At 74.2% G+C, this 19385-nt stretch carries 21 protein-coding genes; 10 read left to right on the top strand and 11 right to left on the bottom strand.

All coding sequences use genetic code 11. From position 1 onward, the window contains the following. Positions 1–8: 8 nt before the first annotated feature. Positions 9–1313, top strand: a complete 1305-nt coding sequence (locus tag OG294_RS18550; RefSeq protein ID WP_327067617.1) for a GNAT family N-acetyltransferase — start codon at positions 9–11, stop codon at positions 1311–1313. 97 nt (positions 1314–1410) lie between these two features. Here OG294_RS18550 and OG294_RS18545 read toward each other — a convergent pair whose 3' ends face one another. From OG294_RS18545 to OG294_RS18535, 3 genes are read right to left on the bottom strand one after another with little or no spacing between them, the layout of a single operon-like run. Next, positions 1411–2259: a TetR/AcrR family transcriptional regulator gene (locus OG294_RS18545; RefSeq protein WP_327067616.1), complete on the bottom strand. Its 849-nt coding sequence runs from the start codon at positions 2257–2259 to the stop codon at positions 1411–1413. Positions 2260–2270: 11 nt separating this feature from the next. Continuing rightward, a complete protein-coding gene (locus OG294_RS18540) occupies positions 2271–2831 on the bottom strand; it encodes a thiol-disulfide oxidoreductase DCC family protein (protein ID WP_327067615.1) in 561 nt (186 codons plus the stop codon). A gap of 4 nt (positions 2832–2835) precedes the next feature. Beyond that, positions 2836–3240, bottom strand: a complete 405-nt coding sequence (locus OG294_RS18535; RefSeq protein WP_327067614.1) for a hypothetical protein — start codon at positions 3238–3240, stop codon at positions 2836–2838. A gap of 126 nt (positions 3241–3366) precedes the next feature. On the opposite strand from OG294_RS18535, the gene OG294_RS18530 reads away from it, so the two are divergent. After that, positions 3367–3942, top strand: coding sequence for a GNAT family N-acetyltransferase (locus OG294_RS18530; RefSeq protein WP_327067613.1), 576 nt, complete (start codon positions 3367–3369; stop codon positions 3940–3942). Between the two features lie 51 nt (positions 3943–3993). Here OG294_RS18530 and OG294_RS18525 read toward each other — a convergent pair whose 3' ends face one another. Together OG294_RS18525 and OG294_RS18520 are read right to left on the bottom strand one after the other, a co-directional pair. Beyond that, positions 3994–4476, bottom strand: coding sequence for a macro domain-containing protein (locus OG294_RS18525; RefSeq protein WP_327067612.1), 483 nt, complete (start codon positions 4474–4476; stop codon positions 3994–3996). 9 nt (positions 4477–4485) lie between these two features. After that, entirely contained in the window at positions 4486–5703 is a 1218-nt protein-coding gene (locus tag OG294_RS18520) for an MFS transporter (RefSeq protein ID WP_327067611.1), read from the bottom strand. Positions 5704–5869: 166 nt separating this feature from the next. On the opposite strand from OG294_RS18520, the gene OG294_RS18515 reads away from it, so the two are divergent. After that, entirely contained in the window at positions 5870–6841 is a 972-nt protein-coding gene (locus tag OG294_RS18515; protein WP_327067610.1) for a LysR family transcriptional regulator, read from the top strand. A gap of 57 nt (positions 6842–6898) precedes the next feature. Here OG294_RS18515 and dmpI read toward each other — a convergent pair whose 3' ends face one another. Both dmpI and OG294_RS18505 read right to left on the bottom strand, forming a co-directional pair. Beyond that, positions 6899–7081 carry a 4-oxalocrotonate tautomerase DmpI gene (gene dmpI / locus OG294_RS18510; protein ID WP_327067609.1) on the bottom strand — a complete coding sequence of 61 codons (183 nt, stop codon included), beginning with the start codon at positions 7079–7081 and terminating at the stop codon, positions 6899–6901. Positions 7082–7411: 330 nt separating this feature from the next. Beyond that, positions 7412–8020 (bottom strand): YceI family protein, encoded by a 609-nt coding sequence (locus OG294_RS18505; RefSeq protein ID WP_327067608.1) that lies wholly within the window; start codon positions 8018–8020, stop codon positions 7412–7414. Between the two features lie 210 nt (positions 8021–8230). Here OG294_RS18505 and OG294_RS18500 point away from each other — a divergent pair, with 210 nt between their 5' ends. The 3 genes from OG294_RS18500 to OG294_RS18490 all read left to right on the top strand — a co-directional run bounded on the left by OG294_RS18500 (position 8231) and on the right by OG294_RS18490 (position 13065). After that, positions 8231–11629: a DEAD/DEAH box helicase gene (locus OG294_RS18500; RefSeq protein ID WP_327067607.1), complete on the top strand. Its 3399-nt coding sequence runs from the start codon at positions 8231–8233 to the stop codon at positions 11627–11629. Continuing rightward, positions 11626–11823: a hypothetical protein gene (locus tag OG294_RS18495; protein WP_327067606.1), complete on the top strand. Its 198-nt coding sequence runs from the start codon at positions 11626–11628 to the stop codon at positions 11821–11823. The genes OG294_RS18500 and OG294_RS18495 overlap by 4 nt, the downstream gene beginning before the upstream one ends. A 69-nt stretch (positions 11824–11892) precedes the next feature. Next, positions 11893–13065 (top strand): DNA polymerase III subunit beta family protein, encoded by a 1173-nt coding sequence (locus OG294_RS18490; RefSeq protein WP_327067605.1) that lies wholly within the window; start codon positions 11893–11895, stop codon positions 13063–13065. A gap of 13 nt (positions 13066–13078) precedes the next feature. Here OG294_RS18490 and OG294_RS18485 read toward each other — a convergent pair whose 3' ends face one another. After that, on the bottom strand, positions 13079–13753 hold the full coding sequence (locus tag OG294_RS18485) for a LysE family translocator (protein WP_327067604.1): 675 nt from the start codon (positions 13751–13753) through the stop codon (positions 13079–13081). 13 nt (positions 13754–13766) lie between these two features. Continuing rightward, positions 13767–14510 (bottom strand): metallophosphoesterase, encoded by a 744-nt coding sequence (locus tag OG294_RS18480; RefSeq protein ID WP_327067603.1) that lies wholly within the window; start codon positions 14508–14510, stop codon positions 13767–13769. Between the two features lie 124 nt (positions 14511–14634). Between OG294_RS18480 and OG294_RS18475 the strand changes: the two genes are divergently transcribed. Then, a complete protein-coding gene (locus OG294_RS18475) occupies positions 14635–15324 on the top strand; it encodes a CGNR zinc finger domain-containing protein (RefSeq protein WP_327067602.1) in 690 nt (229 codons plus the stop codon). 33 nt (positions 15325–15357) lie between these two features. Here the strand turns inward: OG294_RS18475 and OG294_RS18470 are convergent, their stop codons facing one another. Together OG294_RS18470 and OG294_RS18465 are read right to left on the bottom strand one after the other, a co-directional pair. Next, positions 15358–16356: an SDR family NAD(P)-dependent oxidoreductase gene (locus OG294_RS18470; protein WP_327067601.1), complete on the bottom strand. Its 999-nt coding sequence runs from the start codon at positions 16354–16356 to the stop codon at positions 15358–15360. A gap of 202 nt (positions 16357–16558) precedes the next feature. Further along, a complete protein-coding gene (locus OG294_RS18465) occupies positions 16559–17479 on the bottom strand; it encodes an NADP-dependent oxidoreductase (protein WP_327067600.1) in 921 nt (306 codons plus the stop codon). An 82-nt stretch (positions 17480–17561) separates the two neighbouring features. Between OG294_RS18465 and OG294_RS18460 the strand changes: the two genes are divergently transcribed. From OG294_RS18460 to OG294_RS18450, 3 genes are all read left to right on the top strand, one after another. Continuing rightward, entirely contained in the window at positions 17562–18134 is a 573-nt protein-coding gene (locus OG294_RS18460) for a TetR family transcriptional regulator (protein WP_327067599.1), read from the top strand. 108 nt (positions 18135–18242) lie between these two features. Then, positions 18243–18608, top strand: a complete 366-nt coding sequence (locus OG294_RS18455; protein WP_327067598.1) for a helix-turn-helix domain-containing protein — start codon at positions 18243–18245, stop codon at positions 18606–18608. A 61-nt stretch (positions 18609–18669) separates the two neighbouring features. Further along, positions 18670–19290 carry a hypothetical protein gene (locus tag OG294_RS18450; protein ID WP_327067597.1) on the top strand — a complete coding sequence of 207 codons (621 nt, stop codon included), beginning with the start codon at positions 18670–18672 and terminating at the stop codon, positions 19288–19290. The last annotated feature ends 95 nt before the right edge of the window (positions 19291–19385 follow it).

The following is a 19385-nucleotide window of genomic DNA, read 5'->3' as shown; positions in this document are numbered from 1 at the left end:
GTGGGCGGATGAGGACCAGCACCGCCGCCGACGGCACCGCCGCGCCCGTGGACGAGATCGAGATCCGGACCATCACCGAGGACGACCTGGAGGCCTGGGGCTCCGCGGTGACCGTCGGGTTCCTGCGGCCCGGGCTGCCGGGGGTGCCCGAGTACCGCCGGCTGCGGCACTTCGCCGGGCGCACCCAGGGCGCCTACGACGGGGACCGCTGCGTTGCCACCTTCCGCAGCATGCCGTACGAACTGACGCTGCCCGGTGGCCGGTTGCTGCCGGTCTCGGCGATCACCGGGGTGACCGTCACCCAGACCCACCGCCGCCGCGGACTGCTCAGCCGGATGATGGACAACGAGCTGGCGTCCGCCCGCGAGCGCGGGGAGGCGGTGGCGATCCTGATCGCCGCCGAGTACAACATCTACGGCCGGTTCGGCTTCGGTCCGGCCACCCGCACGCACGGCTGGCGGGTGGACCTGCGGCGGGCCGGTGGCCTGCGCGCCGACCTGCCCACCGCGGACGAGTTCGGCGACGTACCGGCCGCCGGTCGGATCGACCTGGTCAGCATGGACGAACTGGGCAAGCTCGGGCGGGAGTTGCACGACCGGTGGCGTCTCGGCCAGCCCGGCGCGATCAACCGGGACCAGGCCCACTGGGGCCTGCTCACGGGCTCGACGACGATACCCGGCCAGGACTGGAAGGAGCCCTTCGCGGTGGTGCACCGGGACGCCGGCGGCGCCGTCACCGGGCTCGCGGTCTACCGGGTGGAGGACAAGTGGGTCGCCAACAACCCCGAATGCACCCTGGTGGTGGAGGACTTCCTCGCGCTCGACCGGCCGACCGCGGTGAGCCTGTGGCGCTACCTCTGCTCGGTGGACTGGGTCGGCACGCTGGTGGTGAACAACATCGCCCCCGACGACCCGCTGCCGTTCTACTTCAAGGACCCGCGCGCGGTGCGGCAGCACGAGGACAGCAGCGACTTCATGTGGCTGCGGGTGCTGGACGTGCCGGCGGCCTTCGCGCCCCGCCGACTGGCCGGGGCGGGCCGGGTGGTCCTGGAGGTCAGCGACCCGGCCGGGTACGCCGCGGGCCGCTGGGCGCTCGTCTCGGACGCCGACGGCACGGGCCGGGCCGAACCGACCGGTGACCGGGCGGACCTCGCCCTCGACGCCAGGGCGCTCGGCTCGCTCTACCTCGGCGCCGAGAGCGCCGCCCGCCTCGCGGCGGCGGGGCTGGTCGAGGAAGTGCGCCCGGGAGCCGCGTTCGCCCTGGACCGGCTGCTCGGCACGCCGCTCAGGGCCTGGAACCCGGACAGCTTCTGACCGGGCTGCGGCGCGACGGTCCGAGCGGGACCGCCGGTCGGCGGACCCGCGCAGCCCGGCGAGGATCTCGGGGGTGGTCGCGGGTCAAGGGTGCGTCTCAGTCCCTGCGCCTGCGCTTGCGGGCCGGTGCGGCAGGTGACCGGGTGCTGGCCGTCCTGCCTATGGTCGGCAGCACGAAGTCCTCGACCATGCCGACCGCGTCACGGACCAGCGGGCGGAAGACCCGGTAGCGGGAGAGGCTGACGATCTTGGCGACGAAGGGGGCGCAGCGCTGCACGAAGGCCCGGGTGCGCTCGGTGTCCTCGGTCCGGTCGAAGACCCAGTAGAGGACCACGACCATCAGGTGCAGCCAGAGCAGGTCGGGCAGCAGCTCGTCCAGCTCGGGGTCGATCTTCGGGCCGAGGTCCGAGCCGTCCAGCACCTCGCGGAAGATCTGCACCGCCGTCTCCCGCGCGGGGTGGGAATCGTTCGAGAACGGGCTCAGCGCGCTTTCCGGGTCGGCTGCCGTGCGGAAGAACTGCGCGGCGAACTCGTGGTACGGCGCCGCGCAGTCCACCCAGGCCTCGATGGCGACCCGCAGGCGCTCGGCGAAGTCCGTCGTCCCGGCCATCCGGGCCCGGGCCTCGACCGCGTGCTCGCGCGTCATCCGGTCGTAGAAGCCCTGGATGAGGAACTCTTTGCCCTCGTAGTAGTAGTACGCGTTGCCGACCGAGACGCCCGCCTCGGCGGCGATGGCGCGCATGGTGGTCTTGTCGTAGCCGCGCTCCTGGAAGAGCCGCATCGCGGTCTCCAGGATGAGCGCGCGGGTCTGCTCGCTCTTCGCGGTCTTCGGGCGGCCCTTGGCGTCGGCCGGCCCGGGCTCGGCGCCGGCCGGTGGGGCCGGCTCGCCGGCCGGGGCGGCTGCCGTGTCGGCCGGCGGGTCGGCTGGGGTCCTTGCGTCGTCCACGATGCCTGAGCCTAGCCGTGGAGGGTGCAGCCGCTCTCGGGGCAGGGCGGCGGCCAGCTCGGATCCAGGGCGCCGGCGGGACCGGGCGTCCCCTGTGCGCCCGGTTCCGCCGTGGCGTCCCGCTGGTCCGAAGGACCGTCCGGCGGCAGCCCCGACCCGTCGTCCGGCGGCAGCAGGCCCGCTCCGGTCGCCGAGCGGTACCGGCTGGCGACGAAGGCCGCCGTGCGCGCCAGCGGCAGGCCGGCCGGGGTGCTCAGGCGCAGCGAGAGTTCCCGGTGGCGGGTCAGTGCCCAGAGGCAGGCGACGAAGGCTTCCGCCCCGCGCCAGACCTCGCCGGTGTCCGCGACCACGGTGAGTTCGCCGAGCGATGCATGGTGGTCCAGGCCCGGGAAGTACCGCCGGGCCGCGTAGGAGGCCACCGGCAGGAAGCGCAGCGGCACCAGCTGGGGCTGCCTGCGCAGCCAGGCGGTCAGGTGGCGGCAGAGCCCGCAGTGCGGATCGTGCAGCACGGTGAGCAGGCCGACCGGGGGCGGGTCCGACGGGCTCGCGGGGAGCGGAGGTGGCGTCGCCATGGCGTCAGGGCTTGACCGGTGCGGTCCAGCCCTGCGGCGCGACCGGCGGGCGCTGCAGGCGCTCCAGCTTGCCGCGGCGGCGGATCCGGTTGAGGACCAGGACGTTGCCCAGATGCATCACGCCGAGGATCAGCAGCACCAGGCCGAGCTTGAGCGAGAGTGCGTCGAAGACCCCCTGGGTGCCGTTGACGGCGTCGCTGTTCTTCATCCACAGCATGACGAAGCCGAGGTTGAGCAGGTAGAAGCCGACCACCAGCAGCTGGTTCACCGCGTCGGCGAGCTTCTCGTCCCCCGCGAAGACGTCGGCCAGGAAGACCTTGCCGTTGCGGCTGAGGGTGCGGGCCACCCAGATGGTCACGCCGGTGGCGATCGGCAGGTAACCGGCGTAGCTGGCGACTGTGTAGTCCATGCAGGACCACGTCCTCTCGAATTTCGAACGTGTTCAAAACCGTCTGAGGGAGACAGTAGACCTACTTTTGAACGCGTTCAAGTTGCTCGGCCCGGGCTCTGGGAGGCGGCGTGGCAAGATCGACGGATGACCGACAGCAGCGCGACTTCGAGGTCCGGCCCACCCGACGCGCCGGACCCGGCGGACCTCTCGATCCGCCTGGGCGGCCCCGCCGACGCGGCGGTCGTGGCCCGGCTGCACGCCGAGAGCTGGCGCACGGCGTACGCGGGGATCGTGCCGGCGGCGGCGCTGGCGGACGGGCTGTTCGAGCAGCGCGGCGAACTCTGGGAGCTGCGGCTCACGGTCGACTACGGGGAACCGGCCGCCACGCCCGCGCTGCTGCTGGCCGAGCGGGCCGGCGGCGACCTGGTCGGTTTCGGCTACCTGGTCCCGGAGCCGGACGGGCCGGTGCTGCTGGACAACCTGCATGTGCGCCCGGGGCTGACCGGAGCCGGGATCGGCGCCGTGCTGCTGGATGCCGCCCGCGCGTGGACGGCCCGGACGCATCCCGGTGCGCCGCTCCGCCTGGAGGTGCTGCGCGACAACCACCGCGCGGTCGCCTTCTACGAGCGCTGCGGCGGCGAGCGCACCAGGGAGGGCTGGACCGACTTCCCGGGCGCCGGCGAGCTGCCCGAGTACGAGTACACCTGGGCGCGGCCGTAGGCCGTGGGCGCGCTCCGTCGGGCCAGGGCTCGTCCGGGCGCCGGGGCCGGGTCAGTCGTGGTCGTAGACGGTGACCGCGATGCCGCGATCCACCAGCCGGGCCGTCAGCAGCGGCTCGACCCGCTCCCAGCGTCCGCCCGCCAGCCCGCAGCCGATCCGCGGCAGGTGCACCGAGGCGCCCAGCGCCAGCGCGGGTGCGGCCAGCCGGTCGAGTGCGGTGTCGATCGCCTCGTAGCGCACCGGCGCTCCGGCGCTGCGGCTGGTCCGGGTGCCGTGCTGGCCGACCAGGTTGGCCACCCAGACGTCGCGCTCGACTTGGACCAGTTGCACGGCGCCGAGGCCGAAGTCGTTCCGGGCCCGCTCGCGGTGCCAGCGCCGGTAGGCGGCCTCGGGTTCGGGCCAGCGGCGGGAGAGCGCCAGCACGAAGCCTTTGCCCCAGCCGCCCCGGTCGTTGCAGAGATGCGCGATGATCTTGGGCCCTTTGGCCTGCGGGCTGGTCGCGTCCCCGCGCAGGTATCTGATCTCGCTCCCCATGGCGGCACCCTACGAGGCGTTGCCGACGGCGGCCACGGAGATTCGCAGCCGGCGGGTGCCGAGCAGGGCGGTCAGCAGGGCCAGCACCGCGGCTGCGGCGGGCAGGCCGAAGCCGCGGGCGCCCGGGGCGTGCTGGACGAGCAGGCCGCCGAGGGCCGAGCCCGCCGAGATGCCGGTCACGATGCCGGAGACCACCAGTGCCATGCCCTCGTTCAGCGCGGCGGCGGGCAGCATCCGCTGGAGGAGCGTCATGCCGCTGACCATGGTGGGCGCGGTGCCGGTGCCGGTGGTGAAGAGCACGAGGGCCAGCACCCCGGGGCCGGTGCCGCAGGCGGCCGCGGTGAGCGGCAGCAGGAGCAGGGCGCTCATCGCGGCGAGGCTGAGCAGCAGGCGGCGCACCGGGTCGGCGGACTCGGGACGCAGCCCGAACACCAGGCCCGACACGCCGGAGCCGGCGGCCAGCAGGCCGAGCAGCAGGCCGGTCGCCCAGCGCTGGCCGTGCGCCCCGGTCCAGGCCACCGTGGTGATCTCCAGCGAGCCGAAGACCAGGCCGGTGCCGAAGAAGGCGACCACCAGGGCGGGTACGCCGGGTGCCCGCAGCGGCGCTGAGGTGCCGTGGTCCGGCGCCGGTGCGACCGGGGGTTCGGTGCGGCGCTGGGCGGCGAAGAGCAGCCCGCCGGCGGTGGCGAGCCCGCTGATCGCCAGCAGTCCGGCCTCCGGGAAGAGGGTGGTGCAGAGCAGGACGCCGAGCACCGGGCCGGCCAGGTAGCAGAGCTCGTCCAGTGCCTGCTCCAGTGCGTTGGCGCGGTGCAGCAGGGCCGGCTCCGCGCCGTACAGGTGGGCCCAGCGGGCCCGGCTCATGCCGCCGAGGTTGGGCGCCACCGATGCGGTGGTGGCGGCGGCGAAGAGCGTCCAGTCGGGGGCGCCGCCGTGCAGCAGGAACGGCAGGGCGGTGCGCGGGACGGCGGAGCAGAGCGCGGCGGGTATCGAGACCCGGCGCTGCCCGTAGCGGTCGACCAGGCGGCCGAGCAGCGGGAGACCGACCGCCACGCCGACCAGCCCCGCGGCCGAGACGGCGCCGGCCAGGGCGTAGGAGTGGCGTCGCTGGACGATCGCGGTGAGCAGGCTGACGCCCAGCATCGAGAAGGAGAGGCGGCCGATCAGGCCGTAGCAGGTGAAGGCGAGGGCGCCGGGCCGGGCGAACAGCTGGCGGTAGGAGGCGAGCACGGGACTCCAGGGCAGGGCCGGTCGGCCGGTGGACGGCCGCGACCGGCGGGGGAGGGGGATTGCCCCCAGCCTGTCCGGTGGGTCCGGTGCCGGTCCAACACCTGTTCCGCCGCATTGACGCACTGGCGTTGTCAATCGGGAGCGAACGGTTGCTACGCTGCCCGCCGTGCCCGTCGACCTGCATCCGCGCCTGCTGCGCGGCTTCGTCGCCACCGCCGAGACCCTGCACTTCGGGCAGGCGGCGGCGCACCTGCACGTGGCCCAGCAGGCGCTGAGCCGGGACGTCCGGACGCTGGAACGCCTGCTCGGGCGCCCGCTGTTCACCCGCACCACGCGCAGCGTCGCGCTCACCCCGGCGGGCGAGCGGCTGCTGCCGCAGGCGCGCCGGCTGCTCGCGCTGCAGGAGGAGATGCTGGCCCCGCCGCCGGACGGGGCGGTGCTGGTGGACCTCAACAGCGCGGTGTCGGGCGAGGACCTGACGCCGGACCGGATCCTGGCCGCCGCCCGCACCGCCGCGCCGGGGGTCGAGCTGCTGGCCCGCTATCACGGTGGACTGGCCGCCGGAGCACGGGAGTTGCTGGCCGGTCGGCTGGACGTGTCGTTCGGCTGGTTCGGCGGACTGCCGGCCGCGCTGCGCGAGCGCCTCGGCCAACGGCCGGTCCGGCTGGAGCCGTTGGCGCTGCTGCTGCCGCGGGGGCATCCGCTGGTGGACCGCGCCGCGATCCGGCTGGCCGACCTGGCCGGGCACCCGGTGGACATCTGCGCGGGCAATCCGGCCACCACCGAGTGGACTGAGTTCGGCGAACAGCTGCTGGCCGCCCACGGGTTGACGGCCGCGGCGCCGTCGCCCGGGCCGGTCGGCGCGACGGAGACGGCCCGCTACCTGGCCCAGCGCGGGAATCCGATGCTGACCACCATGGGCGGGCCCGAACTGTCCGGCGTGGTCACCCGGGCGCTGGTGGATCCGGTGCCGCTGACCCTGGTCAGCCTGGTCCACCGGGCCGGTCCACCCTCGTCCGGGGTCCGACTGCTGGCCGACTGCGCGGCCGAACTCGGCTCCGGCGAGGGCTGGTTGGTGCGACCGCCAGCGAGCTGGCTGACGGCATGGGACGAGCGACTGCTGGCGGCCCGCCCCTGAACGGCGCCCGGTGGGTGCCGCCGAAGGGGCGTGGCCGGTCAGCAGTGTGACGCTGTGTCACTTGTCGGCGGTCAACTTGCCGGCGGCGCCCCAGCTGTCGGTGGGCACCTCGTGGATCCAGACCTGCACGGTCTCGGCGGGGATCTGGTACGCGTCCACGAAGGCGTCGGTGATCCGGGCGACCAGCTCGCGCTTCAGCTCGACGGTCCGGGGGCCCTGCTGCACGGTGACGACGGGCATGTCCTGCTCCTTGGCTCGCGGCCCGCTCCGGCCTGTCCGGTGCGCGGTTCCGATGGGAACAGTTCACCGCGCGGGACCGGTGGCGACCCAGACCCGAATCGCTCTCGCAGCGATCACGAATCCTGATCAATTGCTGGTGGCGGCCGTTGCGGCGGGGCGGCCGGCGGCCAGCAGGCGAGCCAGGCGGGGCGAGCGGTCGAACAGCTCGACCTTCAACTCCCCTGTCCTCCCCGGGCCCTGAACCACGTACCCCGATCCCCGGCCATCCTGCCGCACGGGGCGGCGCCGGGGATCCGACCGGTGGAGCGGTCGAACAGCGGGCGGTGCCGGTCAGGCGCGGACGGCGGAGATGTCGAAGCTGAGCTTGACCTTCTCGCCGATCAGCACGCCGCCGGTCTCCAGCGCGGCGTTGTAGGTCAGGCCGAACTCGGTGCGGTCGACGGTGGCCGAGCCCTCGAAGCCCAGGCGCTGGATGCCGTAGGGGTCGGTGGCGGTGCCGGTGAACTCCAGGTTCAGCACGACCGGGCGGGTGATGCCCTTGATGGTCAGGTCGCCGGTCATCCGGTAGGTTTCCGCGTCGAGCTGCTCGGCGGCGGTGCTGTGGAAGGTGATCTCGGGGTGGGTCTCCACCGCGAAGAAGTCGCCGGTGCGCAGGTGCCCGTCGCGCTGCTCGTTGCCGGTGCTGATGCTGGCGACCTTGATGACCAGTTCGGCGCTGGAGGCGGCCGGGTCGGCGCCGTCCAGGCGGAGGGTGCCCTGGTAGTCGGCGAACTCCCCGCGGACGTTGGTGACCATGGCGTGCCTGACCTGGAACCCGACCCGGCTGTGGGTGGTGTCGATGGTGTAGTCGCCGGTCAGGTGGCTGAGGTCGGGGCCGGCGGTCGCGGTCGCGAGGGCGGTGGTCTCGACGGTGTCGCTCTTGCGGTTGAACAGGCCCATGGCTCCTCCTCGGGTCCGAAGCCATTTGTTTAGGCTTCAACTTGTTGGCTCCACCATAGCGCTGCGTCGTTCAAGGTTCAACCATGTCGCCCGATTGGCTCAACGGAGCTGACCGGGGCGCTCGACTCCGCGGAGGAGAACGGGTGTCGGAGGTCCTGGTTAGGCTGCGAGGGACGTGATCAGTGGTGGTGGAGGAGGTGTCCCGGAGCGGTGTTCGCGGTGCACGGGCTGTGGCGCGGCCCCGGCGGTGGCCGGCTGGCGCTCTGGGCCGAGGACGCCCGTGCGCTGGGCGAGGCACACGGACCGGTGCCGTACGGCACCGGCGGGGCCGGTGCGGGGGTCGGGCCTGCCGCGGCGCGGCCGCATCCGTACGCCTGCTCGGCCGAACTGCTGGGGCTGTTGCTGGCCGGCATCGGCCCCGGGCTGGCGTGGCTGGCCGGGCAGGCGGCCGAGCGCTGGGCCACCGTGACGCTCCCCTCGCTGAGCGGTGCGCCGGCCAGCTCGCCGGAACTGCTCGGTGGCCGGGCCCCGAGCGGGGTGTCGCTGCACGCCTGGCGGGTGCCCGCGCTGGTCTTCGAACCCGTGGAGGCGGCTCAGCTGCTGGGCGAGCTCTTCGACCCGCAGTGGGCGCTGACCACCGCCGAGCTCGACGGCGTCGGGCGGGTGGACGTCGGGTACGGCGCTTCGCTGCGCTGGCTGACGGGGGTGCACGACCTGGCCTGGCGACTGGCCGGGCAGGGGCGGGTGCTGCCCGCGCTGATCCGCGAGCCGGGCGGGAGAGGGCCGGGGGCAGGCAGGTCGCCCGTCGGCGCCGGGGTGGCATACGCGCGCTGGCAGCCGGAACTGAGCGCGGCCGACCGGCGCGAGGCGCGGGCCCTGGCGGAGGGGTGTCCGCCGGTCGTCCGGGGGGAGCGGCCGGCCGCGGTGCTGCTCGCGGAGGTCCTGGAGACGCTGACCGACCGCGAGGTCCGCGCCACCCTGGCGGACCACGCCGGGGTGCTGCGGCTGCCCCGCGGCGTGGCCGCCGCCGACCTGGACGGACGGGTGGCCGAGCGCTGGTTCGCCGCGCTGGGGGCGGGGGACGGGCGCTTCGAGGTGGCGCCGGCCGATCCGGCGGGTCCGCCCGTCGCGGAGGGGCCGCTGGAGGGGCCGGTCGACGAGCCGGTGGATCGGCGGGTGGACGAGCCGGTGGACGCGGGCGGCTCGGCCGAAGCGGCCGGCCAGGTGTCGGCCGCGCTCGACCGGCTGGGCGAGCGGCTGGCCGCCTGGCACGCCTCCGGCGGGCCGCAGGCGCCCGCCGTGCGGCTCTGCCTGCGGCTGGTCGAGCCGCTGGGGCCCGACCCCGCCGACCCGGAGGGCGGCACCTCCGATGCCCACTGGCGGCTGGAGTTCCTGCTCCAGGCGGTCGCCGAGCCCTCGCTGCTGGTGCCCGCCGCCGAGCTGTGGGCCGGCGGCGCGGCCCTCGCCGCCTTCGGCCGTGTCGTGGAGGACCCGCAGGGCGCGTACCTGGCCGAGCTGGACCGGGCCGTCCGCCTGCGCGCCGAGCTGCGGCCCGCGCTGCGCTCGGTGCGGCCGAGCGGTCTGACGCTGGACCGGGACGGCGCGCTCGACTTCCTGCGCCGGACCGCCCCGGTGCTCGCCGAGGCCGGTTTCGGGGTGCTGCTGCCCACCTGGTGGCAGCGCCGGCCACGGCTGGCGATGGCGCTCTCCGTGCGTTCGGCGGCGGTGGAGCCCTCCGGGCGGGCAGCGGCCGGCCCGCCCCCGCCCGACGGCCACGCCTGGCTGAACCGCGACGCCGTGGTCGCCTTCCGCTGGCAGGCCGCGCTGGACGGCCGGCCGCTCACCGCCCAGGAGCTGGCCGATCTCGCGGCGGCCAAGCGCGGCCTGGTCCGGGTGCGGGGGCAGTGGATCGAGGTGGACGCCGGGCAGATCGCCGCCGCCGTGGCCTTCCTGGCCCGGGAGGGCACCGGTGAGAGCAGCCCGGGTCGGCTGCTCAAGCTGGCGCTGGACCCGGGCGCGCTGGTCGCGGGGCTGCCGATCGGCGCCATCACCGCCACCGGGGTCCTGGGCACCCTGCTCGGCGACCGGCCGGCCTCCCTCGGCGACCGGGCGGGTGTCACCGGCGATCGGGAGGGTGCCACCGGGCCCCGGCCGGCGGCCGGCTTCGGCACCACGCTGCGCCCGTACCAGGAGCGCGGAGTGGCCTGGCTGGCTTCGCTGAGCCGGCTCGGACTGGGCGCGGTGCTCGCCGACGACATGGGGCTGGGCAAGACCGTGCAGACCCTGGCCCTGCTCGCCGCCGAGCAGGAGGCAGGGGCAGGCGGCCCCACCCTGCTGGTCTGCCCGACCTCGCTGGTGGCCAACTGGCGGCGCGAGGCGGCCCGGTTCGCGCCGATGCTGCGGGTGCACGTCCAGCACGGGGCCGCCCGGCCCGGTGGGGAGCGGCTGCGCGAGGCCGTGAGCGGCGCCGACCTGGTGATCACCACCTACGGCGTGGTCCAGCGTGACGCCCCCGACCTGCGGGCCGTCCACTGGCGCCGGGTGATCGCCGACGAGGCGCAGAACATCAAGAACAGCGCCACCGCCCAGTCCAGGGCGCTGCGTTCGGTGCCCGCCGAGCACCGGATCGCGCTGACCGGAACGCCCGTGGAGAACCGGCTCAGCGAGCTGCACGCGATCCTGGACTTCGCCAACCCCGGTCTGCTCGGCTCGGCGGCGGCCTTCAAGGAGCGCTACACGATCCCGGTCGAGCAGCACGCCAACCCCGAGCGGACGGCCGAACTGGTGCGCCGGACCAGCCCGTTCATCCTGCGCCGGCGCAAGGACGACCCGGCCGTGGCCGTCGCGCTGCCGGCCAAGGAGGAGATGACCGTCTGGTGCGGCCTGACCGCCGAACAGACCGGGCTCTACCAGGCGGTGGTGGCCGACCTGCTGCACCGGCTGCGCGGGAAGAAGGGCGTGGAGCGCAAGGGGGCGGTGCTCGGCGCGATCGGCAGGCTCAAGCAGGTCTGCAACCACCCGGCCCAACTGCTGCACGACGGTTCGGCGGTGGCCGGCCGCTCGGGCAAGCTGGCACGGTTGGAGGAGGTGCTGGCCGAGGCCCTCGCCGAGGGGGACCGCGCGCTGGTCTTCACCCAGTACGCCGAGTTCGGCTCGCTGCTCCACCGCCACCTGGCCGAACGGCTCGGCACCGAGGTGCTCTACCTGCACGGCCGGCTGCCCGCCGGGCGGCGCGACGAACTGGTGCGGCGCTTCCAGGAGTCCACCGGAAAGGACGCGCCCGGTGTCTTCCTGCTCTCGCTCAAGGCCGGCGGCACCGGGCTCAACCTCACCGCGGCGAACCAGGTGATCCACCTGGACCGCTGGTGGAACCCGGCGGTGGAGCAGCAGGCCACCGACCGGGCCCACCGGATCGGTCAGCACCGCACCGTGCAGGTCCGCCGGTTCGTCTGCGCCGGGACGGTGGAGGAGCGGATCGCGGGCCTGATCGAGTCCAAGCGCGCGCTGGCGCAGACCGTGGTGGGCGGGGGCGAACGCTGGCTCACCGAGCTGTCCGACGGTGAGCTGCGCGAGCTGCTGACCCTGTCCCAGGAGGCGATCACCGAATGACCGAGCCGACGGCGAACGGACCGGAGGGCCTGGAGGGGTACTGGCAGGGTGACTTCACGCTGCGGCGGGAGGGAGCGAGCGCCGCACCGGCCGGGCCGCTGCCGATCGAGCGGCTGACGGCGCCGGAGATCACCGTCCGGGGCCGGAACCTCGCGGTGCTGCTCGCCCCGGTCTACCGGGCGCTGACCTCCTGACCACCGCGCTCCCCGCTGCTTGACCCTCGACCTGGTCGAGCCCCCAGAGTCCTCGTCATGGAGAGCGTGATGCGCAGTATCGGCCAGCTGGCCCGGGAGAGCGGGCTGACCGTCAGCGCGCTGCGGTTCTACGACAGCGCGGGGGTCTTCGGCCCGGCCCGGGTCGACCCGCAGACCGGCTACCGCTGGTACGCGCCGGACCAGCTCGCCGACGCCCGGCTGCTGTGCCGACTGCGCCGGGTCGGGCTGCCGCTGGCCGAACTCCGGCTGGTGCTCGCCGCACCGGCCGGCTCCGACACCGCCCGCCAGGTGCTCGACCGGCACCTGCGGCGGCTGGAGGACGGCCTGGCCGACGCGCGTCGCGAACTCTCCTCGGCCCGCAGACTGATCGACGAGAGGGAGCAACCGATGAACACGACGACCGACACCAGCACCGCCCGGGACGCCGCACGGATCACCGTGGCGGGCGCGGAACTGGCCGCGGCGCTGGCCGCCGTCCGCTTCGCGGTGAGCGCCGACCCCGAACTGCCCATGCTGGGCGGTGTGCTGTTCGACCTGGACGGCGCGGCGCTGCGGCTGGTGGCCACCGACCGCTACCGGATGGCGGTCGGTACGGCTGCGGTGCGCTCGGCGGAGGGCACCGGGTTCAGCGCCCTGCTGCCGACCGGGCCGGCCGATGAGATCGGCCGGCTGGTGGCCTCGGCCGTGGCGGCGGACCAGGACGCCGAGGTGACCATCGGCGTGACGGGTGGCTCGGTGACGGTGGCGGCCGGTGGGGGCCGGGTGACGGGCGAGTGCCTGGACCTGGACTTCCCCGACTACCGCCGGCTGGTCCGGCTGGAGCCCGGCCACCGGGTGGAGCTGGGCACCGCGGACCTGCGCCGCGCGGTCCTGGCGGGCACCATCCGCTCGTCCAGCTCGTCCAGCTCGTCCAGCCCGTCCAGCCGGTCCGGTCAGGAGCCGGGGGCCGGTGCCGAGGGCCCGGTCATCGTGCTCGCGGTGGATCAGGACGGCGGGCTGCGGGTGGTCGAGAGCGGTGCGGGCAGCCCGGACGAGCTGGTCGCGGAGGCGGCCGCTCGGGCGGAGGCACTGCGGGTGGCCGTGAACCGGGAGTTCCTGCTGGAGGCGATCGACGCGACCCAGGGCCAGCTGGTGCTCGAACTCGGTGGCGTGATCAGCCCCTTGGCCATCCGGTCGGCCGACGGCAACTTCTCGCTGCTGATGCCGGTGCGCCTCTCGTAGGGTCAACGGCGGTTCAGTTGAGCGCTGTTCGCAGGCCGAGGCCGACCAGGAGCGCCGCAGTGGCGCGGTGCAGGGCGGCCTTGGCCCGCGGGGAGCGCAGGGCGCCGGCCTTGTCGACCACCACGGACCAGGCCAGCAGCCAGGCGGCCACCAGCAGCGCCTGGGCCGTCGCCAGCTCGAACACCTGGGGGAGGACGGGCCGGTGGGGTGCGAGGAACTGCGGGACCAGGGTCAGGAAGATCGACGCCGCCTTCGGGTTGAGCACGTTGCCGAGCAGCGCCTGGCGGTAGGTCGACGACAGCGCGCGGGCCTGCGGCCGGGGTCGGGGCCCGGGGCGGCCCTGGGACTGGGACTGGCCCTGGGACCGGGCCCGGCCGTCGGCGGTGGCCGGGGCGCCCGCCCGGCCGCCGTCGCGCCAGGTCCAGAGGCCGAGCAGCACCAGGTAGACCGCGCCGCCCAGCCGGACGGCGGTGAAGGCCTGGCTGGAGCGCAGCAGCAGCGCCGACAGCCCGAACGCGGCCAGCGAGGCGTGCAGGTAGAGCCCGGTCACCGTGCCGAGCACCACCGCCGGACCGTGGCGCCGGTCACCCGTGCCGACCCGCTGAGTGAGCAGGGTCAGGCTGGCCCCCGGCGTTGCCACCAGCGGGAACACCGCGGCGAGGAAGCCCAGGACGCCGTGCGGGCCCATCAGCGGCGGCCGTTCACGAGGTGACCACCCGGAAGTGGGTGGTCAACCGCCGCTGGTCGTCGAGCACATGGAAGGCGATGCCGGGCGGCTGCTCGCGGTCGGCGGCCTCCGTGCCCTCCCAGGGCAGCCGCAGCGTCCAGGTGACCGCCGGGCCGACCAGCAGCGGCCGGCCGGCGAAGGTGGTGGCGGCGGCGGTGTGGGCGTGCCCGGTCAGCACCGCGACCACCTCGGGGTGGCGCTCCAGCAGGGCCACCAACTCCCGCTCGCCCTGCAGGGTGTAGGCGTCGGGAAGCGGGTGGTGCAGTTTCACCGGCGGGTGGTGGAAGGCGAGCAGGGCGGGGGTGCCGGCCGGCAGGCCGTCCAGCGTCTCGGCCAGCCAGTGCATGGTCCAGCCGTCGAGCAGGCCCTCGTCCTCGCCCGGGATGCTGGAGTCGCACATCAGGATCGCGGCTCCGCCGATCAGGTGCAGGCGGTTGACCGGACCCGCCGCGGCGGGCTCGCCCAGCAGCGCGCTGCGCAGCGCCGGCCGGGCGTCATGGTTGCCCGGGCAGGTCAGCACCGGGAACGGTGCGGCGAGGATCCGGGCGGCCTCCTGGTACTCGGCCACCGCTCCGTGGTCGGCGATGTCGCCGGTGACCAGCAGTGCGTCCACCGGTGTGGGCAGCGACCGCAGGTGATGCATGACGCGTTCGGCACGTTCGCGCGCTCGCTCCGTGCCGTCCAGATGGAGATCGCTGATCTGTGCGAGCAGGACCATGACGTGGCACCCCCGATGGGTCGGCCGATGGCTCTGCCACGGCCTTCTAACGGTAAATGAGTTTCTAACCGTTGGAGACGGTAGGGTACGACCAGCGTGATGATCAAGTGAGGCGAGGGAATCCGTGAAGGAAGGCCAGCTGGCGCTGGAACTGGCGGCCACCATCCGCCATGACGGAGACGGCGGGGTTGCCGACGACCTGTCCACGCCGGACGGGATGGCGGCGTGGCTGCGCGCCCGTCCGCTCCTGCTCGACGCGGCCGGGCTGCCCTCGGCTGCCGGGGCTGCCGCGGCTCTGGGGGAGGCCGGGGTCGGGGCCGAGGTCGGGGAGCAGGTGCTGGCCGTCCGGGCCGCGCTCCGGGCGCTGCTGGCCCGGGCGGTCAGCCCTGCCCCGCCCAGCCGTGCCGACGCGCACCGCCTGCTCCCCGCGGATCAGGCGGTGGCCCGGCTCAACGCCGCGGCGGCCGGGCAGCCGGTGGTCCCGCAGCTCGACTGGCCGGCGGTCGGCGCTCCGGCCGTACGGCTGCTCGCCGCGGGCACGGCCGCTCCGCCGGCCAGCGGTTCGCGGTCCGCCGCGGAGGTGGCGGTGGCGGAGGTGGCGGCGGGTGTGCGCCTCGCCGCGGTCCTCGCACGGGCCGCCATCGGCTTCCTTGCCGGGCCCGACCTGGTCCGCCTGCGGGCCTGCACGGCGCCCCGGTGCGTGCGGTACTTCCTCAAGGAGCACGGCCGCCAGGAGTTCTGCAAGCCCTCCTGCGGCAACCGTGCCCGCGCCGCCCGCCACTACCAGCGCCACCACGGAGCCCCCGCCGACTGACGCCCCGTCGCCGTCCTGCCGCGGTCGGGCACTTCACCGGGCCGGCCCGCGGGACGTCCGTGGCCGATGGTCGGACGCTCCCTGGAGCAGGGCCAGGTGGGGCTCGACACCGACCCCGTCGCAGCTGGCGTCCCACAGGTGCCCGGCGGCGGTGGGGTCGGTCATGTGGGCGCGGGCGGCCTCCAGTTGCGGCGTGCCGCGCAGGCCGAAGGCCCTGGGGCCCCACAGCTGTCCGCCCTGGACGTGCGGGTCCAGGACGGCCCGGACGATCGGCCAGGCCCCGCGGTCCTTGCCCTGGAGCAGCAGGCCGGCGGGCAGGCCGCGCAACCGCGTGCCGAGGGTTGGCACATGCACGCCCGCACGGGACGGGGTCAGCGAATCCAGGGCGCCACCGGGGTGGGCCACCACGCTGAGCACGGTGCTGCCACGGACGCGCAGGCGGCGGTCGAGTTCGAAGGCGAAGGACATCTGCGCCAGCTTCGACCGGCCGTAGGCCCGCCCCGGGCGGTAGTCCCGGGCCGACTGGAGGTCGTCCGGGTCCAGCCGCTCGGATCGCGCCGCGAAGCTCCCCACCGTCACGATCCGGGCGGCCGGTGCCGCTGCCAGCAGGGGTGCCAGCTCTCGGGTCAGCGCGACGTGCCCCAGGTGGTTGACTCCGAACATGAGCTCGTGACCGTCCTTCGTCGTGCGCCGCGGCGGCTCGTCGAGCGCGATACCGGCGTTGTGGACCACCGCGTCGAGCCGGTCGAGCCCGAGCCCGTCCGCAGCGGTCCGCACGGAGGCCAGGTCGGCGAGGTCCAGCGGGAGGTGGCGCAGCTGGGCGCCGGGGACGCGTGAGCGGATCGAGGCCATGGCGGCGCGGGCCCTCTGCTGGTCCCGAGAGCCGAGGACCACGAGGGCCCCGGTCCCGGCGAGCTGTTCCGCGACGAAGTAGCCGATCCCGGCGTTGCCCCCGGTGACCAGGAAGGACTTGCCGTCGGCGGACGGCAGCCGGTGGACGTCCCATGGCGGGGTCAGGGGTGCGGAAGACATGGGCAAGAGGCTCCTTCGGCTCGGGGCGGTGCGCAGAGGGCAACGCCAACCAGGTCAAGGACACCGCGTGCGACCCACAGATCGCTGATGGATCGCCGTCACCGCCGACAGAATCCCGGCACCCCGCCCGCCCGTTCTCAGTGAAGGTGAACCACAACCGGGGCAGCTCGGCTGCGGCCGTCGCCTCGGCGAGCGCGCCGGTTCACAGGGCGATCACGATTTTGCCGTGGACATGCCTCTGGGCCTGCGTCGTCACGGCTTCGCGAATCCGCTCGACCGGGAAGGTCGCCGCGATCGGAACCGTGATCTCGCCAGAACGGATCGCGTCGGCGATCCGTTCCAGGGTGCCCGGGCCCGCGTCGAGGGCGCCCGCCTTGCGCACGCCGGGCGGCGGGGCGGGGCCGTCGGCCACGACGGAGATCCGCTCGGGTGCCACGCCGAGCTTGAGCGCGGTCTCGGCCGCCTCCCTTCCGAACAGGTCGGTTGCGGCGGTGATCCCCTCGGGTGCCAGGGCCCGCACCCGGTCCGCCAGGCCGGGGCCGTACGCCACGGGTTCGGCGCCGAGCCCGCGCAGGAATCCGAACGTGCGCTCGGAGGCGGTGCCGAGCACCCGGGCCCCCGCAAGCTTCGCCAGCTGCACCGCGAAGATGCCCACGCCACCCGCCGCCCCACCGATCAGGACGGTGTCCCCGGCGCGGAGCCCGATCGCGGCGAGCGCGGCGGAGGCCGTCAGACCGGACACCGGAAGCGTGCCCGCCACCTCGTCGCCGACGCCCTCCGGGGTGGGCCACAGGTGTGCCGTGGGTGTCTTGACCAGCACGAAGTCAGCGACGGACCGGCCGATCGCAGCCCCGTACACCCGGTCGCCGGTCGCGAATCCGGTGGCTTCGGCGCCCACCTCGTCCACCACTCCAGCGAAGTCGCTGCCGAACCCGGCCGGCAAGGTGATGCCGAACCGCGCCGCCATGTCGGGCTGTGTGGTGATTTGCCAATCCATCGGATTCAGCCCGGCGGCCGTGATCCGGACGCGAACCTCGTCCGGAGCGGCGTGCGGCTCGGGTATCTCCTGCACTTCGAGCACTTCGGGACCGCCGAAACGCCGGTAACGGACAGCTTTGCTCATCGGTGACCTCTCCTGGCCAGTGATGGGACTTTGTCTCATGACCGTACACCAGTGATGGGACGAAGTCCCGTACACTGCTCCCATGGCTCGCTGGCAACCCGACGCACCAGGGCGACTCGCCGCCGCCGCCCTCGACCTCTTCGAGGAGCGCGGCTACGAGAACACGACCGTGATCGAGATCGCGGAGCGCGCGGGGCTCACCAAGAGCACGTTCTTCCGGTACTTCCCGGACAAGCGCGAGGTGCTCTTCGACGGGGGCACGGTGACCGGTCTGCTCGTCGAAGGGATCGCCGCGGCGCCGCCGACGGCCGGGCCGCTCGACGCGGTGGCGGACGCTCTCGATGCGCTCGGCCGGACGTTCTTCGCCGCCGACCGCCGCGAGTTCAGCGGCCGGCGCCAGGCCGTGCTGAACGCCACTACGGAACTGCGTGAACGCGAAGCCCTGAAGAGGATCGACCTCACCGCCTCGATGATCGAGGCCCTCGGCCGCCGCGGAGTCCCGAGCCTGACCGCGCGCGTGGCCGCGCAACTGGGCGCGCTCGCCTGGGAGATCGCCTACGACCAGTGGATCGACACCGACAACAGCGAGGGCTTCGGTCCGCTGGCACGGCAAGCGCTCGCCGAAGTGCGCGCGGCCGGAGCCGTGCGCTGCTGAAAGTCGGCCACATCACCTCGAGCGGCCCCCGGCAGAGCGTCACCGGTGCGTCGGGCTGCGTTAGCTGTGCTGCTTGCATTTGCAAGCAGCGGTAGGCAGCATGAAGGCATGGCTTCACTGAACGTGGGCTCGCTGGGTGAGTACATCCGCGAGCAGCGGCGCGGTGCGCAGTACTCGCTGCGCCAGTTGGCGGAGGCTGCGGGTGTGTCCAACCCGTACCTCAGCCAGATTGAGCGAGGGCTGCGCAAGCCGAGTGCGGAGATCCTGCAGCAGATCGCCAAGGCCCTGCGGATCTCGGCCGAGACGCTGTATGTGCAGGCGGGGATCCTGGAGGAGCGGCCGGCGGGCGGGGCGGACCTGCGGGCGGCGATCTTCGCGGACACGGCGATCAGCGAGCAGCAGAAGCACGCGCTGCTGGCGGTGTACGAGGCCTTCGTGCGGGACAACCGCGAGCAGGCCCCGGACCAGGGCTGACCTCAGCCCGCGGTCGGGAAACGACGTGCAGAGAGACGACGTGCGACGAGAGGAAGAGCGGATGCCCGGCACCGACGAGATCAGGAACGAGATCAGGAAGACGCTGAGCGATCCGACGCCGCTCTATGCGCTCGCGGGCGCCAGTGATCTGGCCTACGAGAAGCTGCGCGAGGTACCCGGGCGGGTCGAGGCGCTGGCCGGCGACCGGCGGGCGGCGCAGGAGGCGGCGGCCACGCGGCTGCAGGAGGCGCAGACCCTGCTGCAGGAGGCACAGGCCAAGGTGGTCGGGACGGTGACCACGCTGCCCACCGACTTCCGGGCGCTGCAGGACCGGGCGCAGACCTTCGCGTTCGAGCAGGTGGGCCGGGCCGCCGGCTTCGTCGTCAAGGCGAAGGAGGTCTACGACGAGCTCGCGGAGCGCGGCAAGGAGGTCGTGGAGAAGGGCTTCCCCGGCCGCTCCGAGGCCGGGGCACCGGACGCGGCCGAGAGCGCATCGGTGACCGTGGAGGTCGGCGATGCGGTGCCGGCGGACACCGAGACCATCGAGGTGGTCGAGGTGGTGGAGCTCGTCGACGACCCGGCCGAGCCCGCCGCGCAGACCGAGCAGACCGAGCAGGCCGAGCCGAAGAAGCTGGCGAAGAAGGCTGCCCGCCCGCGGAAGGCGCCGGGCGCCGGGAAGTAACGGCCGGCCGGGACATCCGCTGGTCCGGTGCGGCACGCTTCGGGCGCCTGGCTCGTTCACCGTTTGCCAGGCGCCACCGCGTGCCAGGATGGATG

This window comes from Kitasatospora sp. NBC_01302 (assembly GCF_035976515.1).
Classification (GTDB): Bacteria; Actinomycetota; Actinomycetes; order Streptomycetales; family Streptomycetaceae; genus Kitasatospora.
This window is presented reverse-complemented; position numbering and strand designations above follow the sequence as displayed.